Origin of the sequence: Bacillus sp. m3-13, from assembly GCF_000175075.1 — a bacterium.
Taxonomy (GTDB): domain Bacteria; phylum Bacillota; class Bacilli; order Bacillales; family Bacillaceae_I; genus Sutcliffiella_A; species Sutcliffiella_A horikoshii_C.
On record NZ_ACPC01000019.1, the window covers coordinates 256708 to 269564 of the forward strand.

Annotated in this window: 11 protein-coding genes; 7 read left to right on the plus strand and 4 right to left on the minus strand. The window is 41.1% G+C overall.

Going from position 1 to position 12857, the window contains the following annotated elements; translation table 11 throughout:
- Positions 1 to 170: 170 nt before the first annotated feature.
- Positions 171 to 497, plus strand: a complete 327-nt coding sequence (gene ytxJ / locus M313_RS0111875; protein WP_010195433.1) for a bacillithiol system redox-active protein YtxJ — start codon at positions 171 to 173, stop codon at positions 495 to 497.
- Positions 498 to 535: 38 nt separating this feature from the next.
- Here the strand turns inward: ytxJ and M313_RS0111880 are convergent, their stop codons facing one another.
- A complete protein-coding gene (locus tag M313_RS0111880) occupies positions 536 to 2728 on the minus strand; it encodes a cell division protein FtsA (RefSeq protein WP_010195436.1) in 2193 nt (730 codons plus the stop codon).
- A gap of 139 nt (positions 2729 to 2867) precedes the next feature.
- Here M313_RS0111880 and M313_RS0111885 point away from each other — a divergent pair, with 139 nt between their 5' ends.
- From M313_RS0111885 to motS, 4 genes are all read left to right on the plus strand, one after another.
- Entirely contained in the window at positions 2868 to 3944 is a 1077-nt protein-coding gene (locus M313_RS0111885; protein ID WP_010195438.1) for a bifunctional 3-deoxy-7-phosphoheptulonate synthase/chorismate mutase, read from the plus strand.
- A gap of 229 nt (positions 3945 to 4173) precedes the next feature.
- The gene (gene ccpA / locus M313_RS0111890; protein ID WP_010195440.1) at positions 4174 to 5172 is read left to right on the plus strand and encodes a catabolite control protein A; all 999 of its coding nucleotides are present in this window, start codon (positions 4174 to 4176) and stop codon (positions 5170 to 5172) included.
- A 195-nt stretch (positions 5173 to 5367) separates the two neighbouring features.
- Positions 5368 to 6183: a flagellar motor protein MotP gene (motP, locus tag M313_RS0111895; protein ID WP_010195441.1), complete on the plus strand. Its 816-nt coding sequence runs from the start codon at positions 5368 to 5370 to the stop codon at positions 6181 to 6183.
- Positions 6180 to 6944: a flagellar motor protein MotS gene (gene motS / locus M313_RS0111900; protein ID WP_010195442.1), complete on the plus strand. Its 765-nt coding sequence runs from the start codon at positions 6180 to 6182 to the stop codon at positions 6942 to 6944. The genes motP and motS overlap by 4 nt, the downstream gene beginning before the upstream one ends.
- 51 nt (positions 6945 to 6995) lie before the next feature.
- Here the strand turns inward: motS and M313_RS0111905 are convergent, their stop codons facing one another.
- The 3 genes from M313_RS0111905 to M313_RS0111915 are packed head-to-tail and all read right to left on the minus strand — an operon-like array spanning position 6996 to position 9489.
- A complete protein-coding gene (locus tag M313_RS0111905) occupies positions 6996 to 8174 on the minus strand; it encodes an acetoin utilization protein AcuC (RefSeq protein WP_029326470.1) in 1179 nt (392 codons plus the stop codon).
- Complete coding sequence (locus M313_RS0111910) at positions 8168 to 8812, minus strand: acetoin utilization AcuB family protein (RefSeq protein WP_010195446.1); 645 nt, start codon at positions 8810 to 8812, stop codon at positions 8168 to 8170. The genes M313_RS0111905 and M313_RS0111910 overlap by 7 nt, the downstream gene beginning before the upstream one ends.
- Positions 8813 to 8856: 44 nt before the next feature.
- Positions 8857 to 9489 (minus strand): GNAT family N-acetyltransferase, encoded by a 633-nt coding sequence (locus tag M313_RS0111915; RefSeq protein ID WP_010195449.1) that lies wholly within the window; start codon positions 9487 to 9489, stop codon positions 8857 to 8859.
- 231 nt (positions 9490 to 9720) lie between these two features.
- On the opposite strand from M313_RS0111915, the gene acsA reads away from it, so the two are divergent.
- Both acsA and M313_RS0111925 read left to right on the plus strand, forming a co-directional pair.
- Positions 9721 to 11439, plus strand: a complete 1719-nt coding sequence (acsA, locus tag M313_RS0111920) for an acetate--CoA ligase (RefSeq protein ID WP_010195451.1) — start codon at positions 9721 to 9723, stop codon at positions 11437 to 11439.
- Between the two features lie 155 nt (positions 11440 to 11594).
- Positions 11595 to 12818: an MFS transporter gene (locus tag M313_RS0111925; protein ID WP_010195453.1), complete on the plus strand. Its 1224-nt coding sequence runs from the start codon at positions 11595 to 11597 to the stop codon at positions 12816 to 12818.
- Positions 12819 to 12857: the final 39 nt, after the last annotated feature.

Below are 12857 nucleotides of genomic sequence, written 5' to 3' on the forward strand. Positions count from 1 at the left end.
GATTGGAGCAAAAGGCGAAGACTCCAGCGGGGGAGTAGCGACAATGTTGAGACCCCTGAAGCGTTGTGAGGAGGCTCAAGGTCGCCCCGCGGAAAGCGAAGCCATTTGCGGAAATCAAGAGCGGTGTCAGCCGCCATATTCTTAAAACAAGCAGAAAAGGGTGTAATAGTATGAGCAAAACCATCGTTCAATCTGTAGAAGAATTCGATCAGATCGTTCAAGAAAATGATACTTTTTTATTCTTCAAAAACAGCACAACATGTCCAATCAGTCATGCAGCATTTGAAGAATTCGAAAACTTTGTAGCAGACCAAGATCAGGTTCCATGTTTTTATCTAAATGTCCAAGAAGCTAGACCACTCTCCAATCATATCGCGGAGACATTTGATGTAAAGCATGAATCTCCGCAAGCGTTATTATTTAAAAATGGAAAAGTTGCTTGGAGTGCAACCCACTGGAAGATTACCCATTCTTCCCTTCAAGAGAACGTAAAATAAAACGAACGTGCAACTATGCACGTTCGTTTTATTTTGGATCAAGCCTTATCTTCCAAGTTTGCTTCTAGGACTTTACTTTTCCACTCTATGTCTAGTTCATCCCCATGGTCGATAAAGTCGTAGAAAGAGGCTTCCATGCCATTTTTCTTTAACATAAAGGATCCAGCGCCTTTTGGTCTGTCTATATCGACGAAGCGGAACATATCTTGAAAAATGAATGGCTCCTTGCGCCTGATCATCACTTGCAGGTGGTCGCCTCTATGTAGGATATCCTCATCTCCAAGCAACTTCCCATTGCGATAAAATTCAAGCAACACCTTACTCAAGACAACTCTTTGCCCTTTATAAGTGACGGCTATTTCTTGTTTGGTTTCATACTGTTGAATGATAGCAAGCATTTTTACTGTAGGAGTGCTTCCTTTTTCCCAGACAATACTGTCTTCATTGGAAAAATGGTCATGTAAAGTGACTTGTTTTCCATTCTTCTTCACTTGGACAGAAAATGGTGAAAGGTTGGTTTTCTCGTCGTTTATGAATAAGTGAAATGGCTCAAGATCCTTTTCTGCAATTTCATTGCTCTGCAACAGAAGGTCCCTTATGGTTTCCGGGTAGGTGAATGTAACCTTATCGCGGTCTACAAGTTGTTGGTCCAATGAGACTGGATGACCGTTAAGGAGTATACTTGGATTGATAGCTTCAGCTTTGCCGTTTACAGCTACGGAAACGATAGGTAACGTTGTTCCTACAACCTCACGGACAGTAATAGCGGCTGCTTTTCCATCCACGCCTTTTTCCACCATAATGGCATCACCATTTTCAATAGGATCAAAACTTTGTGCTGGCTGTCCATTTTTTAAAATCTTCGGTGCTTCTCCAAAACTTCCTGGACATGTAATTCCTTTCCCGTTCACCTCAACCATTATTGCCAAGCCTGGCTTCCCAACCAATTTGTTGATGCTAATCCCCGCAGCTAAAAGGCTGTCTCCAATGGTCAGCTTTTTCACATCAAATAAACGAACGGGAAGCTCATTGACGGTGACAGAAACGTATTCGATTGGTTTTTCCTTTGCAGCAATGGCAATCCCGATAGGCGTAATAAATTCAGGTCCTTTTACAGGGAGGTTTGTTTGATCCAATTGCCCAATCGCGTCTACGCCTCGAATTGCTACACGATTTTCAGGTAAGCCCAGTTTTTCAGCAATGAGCAAAGGGAGAGAAGGGGTAAGGCTTCCACCTCCCACAAGCATGACAGCTTTAGGGGCTATTTGGTTATTTTGCCTCTTAATCTCCTTAGTGATAGAGGAAGCTAGTTTCTCTATAGAAGAGTAAATCTGATCTACCATTTCTTGTTTAGAGAGAGTTTGTTCAAAACCAAGAATATCGGTAAAGGTAATATCCTCCTTATGGAGCAAGTCGCGTTTTGCTTGTTCCGCCTGTGGGAAGTCAAGTAGAAAAGCATCACTCAAACCCTCTGTAATTTCATCGCCAGCAACAGGGACCATTCCGTATGCAGTAACAGTACCCTCCATGGAGATGGCCACGTCCGATGTACCAGCACCAATGTCTACTAAGGCGATATTCAATCTTCGCATAGAAGGAGGAATGAGGGCATTTATCGCTGCAATCGGTTCAAGTGTCAGGGCTTCAAGTTGAAGGTTCGACCGTTGAAGGGCTGAGATCAATGATTCTACTACGATTTTAGGTAAGAATGTCGAAATGATCTCAACAGATGCTTTTTCCCCTCTTTGATCGAGCAGGCTGCCAATCTCTTCTTCATCCAAGTAATACCTTAGAACGGAATATCCTACACAGAAATATTGGTTTGCTGAGTCAATTTCACTTTCTTGGAGTAACTTCCTTTGAGCTTCCTGAACAGCGGAAAGTTCTAATAAAAATATATCGTCTTCTGTAAAAAGTGCTTTCCCTTTAATATCTTGGATCGCATAGGCCGTCTGTGTTTTTAAGGCTCTTCCTGCTGCAGCGACACATACTTTTTTTAATGGTCCATGTTTTTCTTCTAACTTTTCTTTCACATATGTTATTACTTTAGAAACTGCCAAAATATCATGAATTTGACCATCCAACATGGCACGTTCTTCGTGCTCTTTTACTACTATATCCTTGATGCGGAACTTGCTCCTATCTTGTTCTAACAGTAGTCCTACCACTGACCTTGTTCCAATATCCAATGCGAAAATCAAAAAAGATTCACCATCCCTATGTAGCATCATATAATACTTTACCGCTTAAAAGCGTTTAATTAATAAAGAAAAAATCCGTGACAATCAGAAAGTCATCGTTTATAATAACTAATTAATAGAAATGTACCACAACTCGGTACTGTTATAAATACAGAAAGGATGAAATTATATGAGTCATAACGAATTAGATGCCTTGCGAAAACAAGTCGAAGAACTAAACTTACAACTATTAGAGGTTATCAACAAGCGCGGTGAGCTTGTCCAAGAAATTGGAAAGCTTAAAGAGGCGCAAGGTGTAAATCGATATGACCCTGTCCGTGAGAGAAAAATGTTGGACCTGATCACGGAACATAACGATGGACCTTTCGAAACTTCCACTTTACAGCATTTATTCAAAGAGATTTTCAAAGCAGGTCTTGAACTGCAAAAAGATGATCATAGAAAAGCTTTGCTGGTATCCCGTAAGAAAAAACCGGAAGATACGGTTGTTGAAGTAAAAGGAGTAAAAATTGGTGATGGATCTCAAAACTTCATCGTCGGCCCTTGCGCAGTTGAAAGTTATGAACAGGTTGCCCAAGTTGCCCAAGCAGCAAAAGCGCAAGGAATTAAACTTCTGCGTGGTGGGGCATTCAAGCCAAGAACATCTCCATACGACTTCCAAGGACTTGGATTAGAAGGTTTAAAGATATTAAAACGTGTTGGTGATGAGTTCGATATGGCAATCATCAGTGAAATCATCAACCCTGCTGATATTGAAGTCGCATGCGATTATGTAGATGTCATCCAAATCGGTGCCCGTAACATGCAAAACTTTGAACTACTGAAAGCTGCTGGTGCAGTGAAAAAGCCAGTTCTTCTAAAAAGAGGACTTGCAGCAACGATTGATGAGTTCATCAATGCAGCTGAGTACATTATCTCTCAAGGTAATGACCAAATCATTTTGTGTGAGCGTGGAATCAGAACGTATGAGAAAGCTACACGTAATACACTAGATATCTCTGCTGTACCAATTTTAAAGAAAGAAACTCATTTACCTGTATTTGTGGATGTAACACATTCCACAGGTAGAAAAGATCTTCTATTGCCTACAGCAAAGGCAGCACTTGCAATCGGTGCGGATGGAGTGATGGCTGAAGTCCATCCTGATCCGGCAGTAGCACTTTCCGACGCGGCACAGCAGATGGACATCGATGAGTTCAATGAGTTCATCACTGAATTGCGCAGTCACTACGCATACAAATCATAATAAGATTTCACCAAAGACGAGCGGGCAGAACGCTCGTCTTTGTCTGTTTTCATAAGTTTTCATAAAAATTTTACATTTAGCAAAAGATATAAGCAGGAGTATAGTAAATTCATTGCTTGTCTGCGTAGAATAACGTATGATTATTAGATAAATGCGTTATTTTGCCAAATTTATCTTATTAAATATTGCCTTACATAGATGCATGTATATAGAAGGAGAGTGTTTGTGAATGAATGTAACAATTTATGATGTTGCAAGAGAAGCCAATGTTTCCATGGCAACGGTTTCCCGGGTAGTAAATGGAAACCCGAATGTAAAACCAACCACAAGAAAAAAAGTATTGGAAGCAATTGAACGTCTTGGTTATCGTCCAAACGCAGTAGCAAGAGGACTTGCAAGCAAAAAAACAACAACAGTAGGGGTTATCATCCCTGATATCTCCAACATCTTCTACGCAGAGCTTGCTCGCGGCATTGAAGATATTGCAACGATGTATAAATACAATATTATCTTAAGCAATTCCGATCAAAATGTGGACAAGGAATTACACCTGTTAAACACGATGCTTGGCAAACAAGTAGATGGAATTGTTTTCATGAGTGGTAATATAACAGAAGAACTGGCTGCAGAATTTGAAAGATCACCAGTTCCTATTGTATTAGCAGCATCGATTGAAAAAGACAATAAAGTGCCATCAGTGACCATTGATTATGTTCAAGCTTCTTTTGACGCTGTAACGGCATTAATTGAAAAAGGGCATAAACGAGTGGGCTACGTGTCAGGTCTTTTTGAAGAACCAATCAACGGTGAGAAAAAACTGACTGGCTATAAACGTGCACTTGAAGAAGCAGGTCTTTCTTATGATAAGGAGATCGTGATAGAAGGTGACTATTCTTACGATTCCGGTATAGAAGCTGTGGAAAAACTTATCGGAATGAAGGATCGTCCAACAGCCATTTTTGTTGGAACGGATGAAATGGCTTTGGGAGTCATTCATGGTGCTCAGGACAACGGACTAAACATCCCAGAAGATATTGAAGTAATCGGTTTTGATAACACTAGACTGGCAACAATGGTCCGTCCGCAGCTCTCTACAGTTGTACAACCGATGTATGATATCGGGGCAGTAGCCATGAGACTATTAACGAAATTTATGAACAAAGAGAAAGTAGAAGACCAAACTGTCGTACTTCCACATAGAATTGAATTTAGACGCTCAACAAAATAAAAATACTGTCGATATAGATAGTAAAAGAAGAGGACAACCACCAAAACGTTTGTCCTCTTTCTTTATCTAAAAACGACAATCAATTGATTATTCAACTATCCCCAGTTGACCACCTGCAACGGAAGGAAACTGGGAGTTAGTGTAGTAAGTCAAATTAAAAAACAAACAAGAGCGTTTAAGGTCAGGGGAGAAAGTATGAAAAAGTTTGATATGTTAACACCAATAGGTCTCATTCTCGGTCTAGCAATGATATTATTCGGCATCATTAACAACTCTGGTTTAAGCGGTGCAAGCAGTTTCTTGCATTTTCCCTCCTTTCTAATCGTAATTGGAGGGACCCTGGGAGCACTACTAATAACCTTTAACTTAAAAGAGTTAAAAGTAATGCCTACTGTAATTAAAGCGGCATTTTCCCGACAAGAAAATGAACTGCCCAACTTAATCCAAACATTTGTCCGATTATCAGACCGAGCCAGAAGAGAAGGGCTATTGGCTCTGGAAGCAGAACTTGAAGATGTAGAGGATGATTTTATTAAAAAGGGCGTACTGCTTGCAGTGGATGGTGTGGAACCGGAAGTGATTCATGACATCATGAACGCAGAAATTTCAGCAATGGAAGAAAGACATATGAAGGGAAGAAGCATTCTGGAAAAAGCCGGAGATTATGCTCCTTCATGGGGGATGATCGGTACGCTAATCGGATTGGTCCTAATGTTAAAAAACTTAAACGACCCAACTACCCTCGGACCAAATATGGCCATTGCTATTCTGACAACATTGTATGGCACCCTTTTAGCAAACCTTGTATTTCTCCCGATGGCTAGTAAACTTGCAAATAAAACAGAAAAAGAAGTATTTTTAAAACAAATTATTATTGAAGGTGTAATCGGCGTTCAGTCTGGTCAGAATCCAAAGATTTTGGAGGAGAAGCTATCTGCATTCCTTTCTAATCAAGATCGGGAAAGAAAAGATGAAGCGGTAGCTGAAACGTTGGAGGAGAACTTCCAATGAAGCGCCGTAAAAAGAAGATGTCTGTTGAAAGTGGTGCACCAAAGTGGATGGTCACGTTTTCCGACCTCTTTATGCTTGTCTTAGTATTTTTCATCTTACTATTCTCCATGTCCCAAATAGACTTGGTGAAATTTAAAGCTGTAGCAGAGTCGTTCAAGCAAGTGAATATTTTAGATTATAATCCATCTGCCGTTCCTTTTGAGCACCCTACAGATTTCTCTATAAATACGGAGTCGACCAATAACCAAGAAGATGTAGCGGAAAACGAGGAACAAACACAAGAGAATGAGGATAGCTTGCAAGAGCTGCTTGTTGAAGTACAAACGTTTTTAGCCGAAAATGACCTCGAGGATGTAGTAGTTGCTAACAGAACAGAGCGTGGAATCGTCCTTGTGCTAGAAGAAAAGGTTTTATATGAGACGGCTGAAGCCAGAATCCTGCCAATTGCACATCCTTTTCTCGATAAAGTCGGAACGTTATTAACGAAGATTCCGAACCTGGTTAAAGTAGAAGGACATACCGATAACAGACCAATCTCAACTGAAAAGTTCCCATCCAACTGGGAATTATCTGCAGCCCGGGCTAGTAGTGTGATTCGATATCTGGTTGACGCTCATGACTTGGATCCTGAGCGATTTATTGCCGTAGGTTATGGCGATACAAGACCGATTGTAGAGAATACTTCCAATGCTAACTATCAAAAGAATAGAAGAGTAGAAATAGTCATTTCCGATCCTCAAAAAGAAGAAATAGTGAACTGAAAATGCGAAAAACCAGCTCTTCACGCTAAACGGCGTAGTGCTGGTTTTTCTTTAGCCAATCTGTGAATTATCGGTGCGCAGATGGCTAATAGGGTATAAAGCTTTTGAGAGAAGCTGTTTATTTTTCTCCGTAATTTCCTGTTTTCGTGGAATGGGTTTATATAGGTCCGGCTGGTCTTCCCATGCAGCAGGCAATTCCACAGGTGCCTTGTCTTTCCATTCGTTTATCCAATCTTCTGATAATACACCGTGCACATTGTTCTTTTCTATCATTTCTAACCAAACATGAGACCATGCCCGCGGAACGACTCTCCAAATATCATAGCCTCCGCCTCCAACACCAATCCAGCGACCATTGCAATATTGATGGGCAATTTTATGAGCAAGCTTCGGAATCTCCCTATACACTTTAATGGAAGTGGACAGATGGGTGAGAGGATCATAGTAATGGGCGTCCGCACCATTTTGCGTTAAAATGACATCTGGTTTAAAGAAGTTGGCCACCTCTGTAAGGGACTGTTCATAAACCTCTAAGAAAGAGTCATCCTCAGTAAAGGCGTCGATGGGAATATTGAAAGAATAACCATATCCATCTCCCTGCCCCCGTTCATTCACATTGCCGGTCCCAGGGAATAGATACCGGCCCGTTTCATGTATAGATAAAGTACAGACATTGGGATCCTCGTAAAAAGCCCACTGAACACCGTCGCCATGATGGGCATCCGTATCGACGTATAGAACGCGGGCACCATACTTTTCTTGAAGATACTTAATGGCCACAGCAGTGTCATTATAAATACAAAATCCGGATGCTTTCCCTCTGAAACCATGATGCAGACCGCCGCCTAAATTCAAGGCGTGCTCAGATTTACCTGTCATTACTTGGTCAACAGCTGTTAATGTCCCACCGACGAGCAGGGCACTAGCCTCGTGCATATTTGGAAAAATAGGTGTATCTTCTGTACCAAGTCCGTAATTGTTTGCTTTCTCTTTTGGCAATAAACCTTTTCCAGCCAATTTAACAGCCTCTATATAGCGCGGATCATGAATCAGCGCTAATTCCTCATCAGTAGCCATTCTCGGTGGAACAATATCTTGAGCAGAAAGAAGCTTGCTCTTTTGAAGCAGATCATAAGTGAGCTTGACTCTTAGTTGATTGAATGGATGATTCTCACTGAACTTATAAGTCTGAAAATCATCCGAATACACAAAGACTGCTTTTTTCATGATGTCACACCCGGCAAATTCGGCCATAATACTTCATAGCCTTCCTCCTGGAGGTCATGAATGACACCTGTAGGATTCATCGTTTGAACCCGGAAGACAAGAATTTTAAACTGCTCGTCTTGATGAGGGTAGACAAGCACACTGAGTATATTTAACTTTCGCTTTTTTAATATGGATGTCACTTCCGCAAGCTTGCCGGAAATGTTTTCGACTTTCACTTCAAATTGTGAGGCGGGTTGGTTTGCTCCTGTTAACTGTACGAATGTATAAAGAAGGTCTGTCTCTGTAACAATCCCAACGAGTTTGGAGTCCTGTATAATCGGAAGGCAACCAATCTTATATTCGTAAAAAGTCGCAGCAACCTCCTCAACAAAATCCAGGGGGTGACCTGTTAATAAATTTGTTTTCATTACTTTGGAAAGGGGCTGCTGCAAGTCCTCTTGCGCACTGTTTTCATATAAAGCTGCCTGCAAACCGTTACGGACATCTCTATCAGAAATAATTCCGACCAACTGCATCATATTGTTTACAATAGGAATATGTCGGATGTTTTTTTCTTCCATAAGATGAAGCGCATGCTCCACCGTATCTGTTGGAAGTAATGTATGGACATTTTTCTTCATAATTCTTTCTACAATCATAGTCTTTCCTCCTTGTAAAAGAAGTTCCGTTTAAACATTATATGCTAGTACATAAAGCGGTTGTGAAAGCGCAGTTGATCAAATCTCTGGATAGATTCCTGGTCGATGTTTTTGCCGATTCTGGCCATCAGACAGTTCGCAGGATGGGAACTGATTTCTGGATCATCGGTTGCATAGTATTCCAAACCGCCGGCATTCATCATTTTCTCCATTATCTTTCTATACTCCCAAACATTAAGTCCTGTGCCCTTTAAATCCCAGTGCCAATAATATTCTGTTGTTATGACAATATAATTTTCCATCATATCGTCCATCATGGAAACTTGAAGCAGGGATTTGCCAACCGAACTACCGCGAACTTCCGGTACTACTTCAATGGCGCCAAGTTCAATAAGGTTTTCCATTTTCCCCTCTGACCATCTTTCCATTGGATCAGGATAGAGATAGGTAACATACCCAACAATTGTATCGTGTGTTCTTGCGATGATGATTCTTCCCTCTGGAAGGCCTGCAATTTCAATCAAGGCCTTACGCTGTTGTTCCGGAGGTCTAAATGCAACAAGGTCTTTATGAAATTCATAGCTTGCCAGCTTCTCTGGTGTTACTGGTCCTTCAATGATCAAGCGGCTATTTTTCGTTCTAATTTCCTTTGCATTATACGTTTTTCTGTGCTCCATCTAACTCTCCACCTACTTTTACCTACAAGAATAATAGTAATCTTCTAATTATATTTTCTCATTTTACTAGAAAAACACAAGCGAATTAAAACGCTTTCATCTCACTCTACCTCTAGTCTACTAGAAAAAACAAAATTATTCATGCAATACTATTAATTTTTAAAAAATTGAGAAAAAATTCTATCTGTACTATAATAGAACTGTAGAAATATACATAAGGGGTGTTTGTGGATGAAAGTGGAAGCGTTACCAGTAACGAAGGGGAACTACAATCTAGAAGACTATGAACAAACCTACCGAAATTTTGACTGGTCAGAGGTAGAGAAGAACTTCAGTTTTTCCGAAACGGGAAGAGTGAATGTTGCTCATGAAGCCATCGACCGTCACGCAGATTCAGCACGAAAAAATAAAGTAGCACTATATTACCGTGATCCAGAACGTGATGAAAAGTATACGTTCAAGGAAATGAAAGATATGTCCAACAAAGCAGGTAACATTTTGAAACAGACTTGCGATGTAGAAAAGGGAGACCGTGTCTTTATTTTCATGCCACGTTCACCTGAGTTATACTTTGCAGCACTTGGAGCTATCAAGCTTGGAGCAATTGTCGGACCACTGTTTGAAGCTTTCATGGAAGGCGCTGTAAAAGACCGCCTAGAAGATAGTGAAGCAAAAGTAATCATTACCACACCGGCACTGCTTAATCGTATTCCACTTGATGACCTGCCTGCAATAAAGCATGTTGTACTCGTAGGGGAAAATGTCAAAGAAGAAGGACCTTTCATCGATTTCAACTCCCGTATGAAGGAAGCAAGCAAAAAGCTTCAAGTCGAATGGGTGGAAAAGACAGATGGCTTGGTGCTTCATTATACAAGCGGATCCACTGGCAAGCCAAAAGGAGTGCTGCATGTCCATAATGCCATGGTTCAGCACTATCAAACAGCTAAATGGGTATTGGATCTTAAAGAAGAAGATGTGTATTGGTGCACAGCTGACCCAGGTTGGGTAACAGGAACGGCATATGGCATCTTTGGTCCTTGGCTTGTAGGAGCATCCAATGTTATCGTTGGCGGTCGTTTCCGACCAGAAGCCTGGTATGAGACCATTGAGGATTATGGCGTATCTGTATGGTACAGCGCACCAACAGCATTTCGTATGTTGATGGGAGCGGGAGACGAAGTGGTGAAAAAGTATGATTTATCTTCACTTCGCCATATCTTGAGTGTCGGGGAGCCATTAAACCCAGAAGTAATCCGCTGGGGTGTGAAAGTGTTCAATCTACGCGTCCACGATACATGGTGGATGACCGAGACAGGAGCACAATTGATTTGTAACTATCCAGCAATGGAAATAAAGCCGGGCTCCATGGGCAAACCTATCCCGGGAGTAGAGGCGGCGATTGTGGACGATCAAGGAAACGAACTTCCGCCATATCGCATGGGCAACCTTGCCATTAAAAAAGGCTGGCCGTCCATGATGCACACCATCTGGAACAACAAAGAAAAGTATGAGTCCTATTTCATGCCAGGTGACTGGTATGTTTCAGGGGATTCTGCTTATATGGATGAAGAAGGTTACTTCTGGTTCCAAGGACGCATCGATGATGTTATTATGACATCAGGTGAGCGTGTCGGCCCGTTTGAAGTGGAAAGCAAGCTTGTGGAACACCCTGCTGTTGCAGAAGCCGGCGTTATTGGAAAACCTGACCCGGTACGAGGCGAAATCATTAAAGCCTTCGTTGCGCTTCGTGATGGTCATACAGCAAGTGACGAACTGAAAGAAGAGATTCGTCAGTTCGTTAAACGCGGGCTTGCAGCACATGCTGCACCTCGTGAAATCGAATTCCGTGATAAACTTCCGAAAACTCGAAGTGGTAAGATCATGCGTCGCGTGTTAAAAGCGTGGGAGCTGGATCTGCCTACTGGTGATTTGTCTACGATGGAAGACTAATGAATTTTGTCTTGAAAACAACAATCTGCCGTTTTTGCGGTGGGTTGTTGTTTTTTTTGATCTAGGAAATATCATACTTTTCAAAATTTCGTATTGCGAAATAATACCCTACAAGAGTAATATATATACATACATAGAGAGTAGGGGACATAGCGATGGGAAAACACAAATTATTTTTATACACAAAAGCATTATCTGACTTTGGTTCTTTTATGGACTTAATTGTATTGAATGTAGTCGTATATGCAGCAACGGGGAGCCCTGTATGGTTGGCTGCAACGATGGCAGCCAGAACAATCGGGGGTGTTCTGGCAAGTTTAGTGAGTGGTGTTGCGGCAGATAAATGGAATAGAAAAACCATCATGCTTGTGACAGATATCTTAAGAGCGGGGCTAATTCTTTTATTGATACCTTTTCCAGATCCAGTTATGATCCTTGTGGTATCCGCTTTAATCGGTTTTATTAATAGCTTTTTTATGGTTAGTTTCAGTGCGGAGGTTCCGCAAATATTCGGCCAGGACAAAATCATTGAAACGAACTCGCTTATTGCGAGATTGACATCCATCAGCCTTGTGACCGGATTTATTGGTGCAGGGGTTATTACAGAAATTTTAGGATATAAATATACCTTGATGATTGATGCCGGAACCTATTTGTTATCTGGTTTTGTGCTTTGGAGAATGAAATGGGATGCTACGGCAGCTAAGAAAAACAGAGAGCTAGTCAGTGGATTTAGAAATAATATTATATCCGTTTTCAGGGATACAAGAGAAGTGTACAATTACCTGAAGTTAGCTCCAATGCTTCTCATGATTAATGTAGTATTTTTGGTTGGTTCTTTTGCAGGTAGTTCGCATAATCTGGGGATTCCTTTATTGGCTGAACAGATTGACGGGGAGCGTCAAAGCTTCTATTACGGGATGATTTGGGGTGTATGGGGAATTGGTTCCGTCCTTGCGACCTACACCATACCAAAACTTAAAATCATTAGAAGTGAGAAAATCTATTCCGTATTTTTCATATCCGCTATGTTCATGTCTCTTGGCTTTATTATCTTTTTATCAAATACATTTGTTAGTATCATTTTATTTTTTGCTTTTTTAACAGGAATCTTTGATGCTTGTTTTACCACTTTACATGCAAGCATACTGCAGAAGTCGGATAATTACATAAGAGGAAGAGTTTTTGCGGTAGGGATGCTGCTGAAATCATTAGGTTTTGCACTTGGGTTTATCATTGCACCAATCCTGTTAAAAGCTCTTACTATGCCACAGATGGTTTGGATATTGCATGGGACGCTTATAACAACTTCACTTGGTATCCTTATTGCGGCAACCATATGGAGTAGTAAAAAGAAGCAGGCAGAAGCATTGATGTAAATGTAAAAGGCACTTGACCTTCGCGGGTCAAGTGCCTTT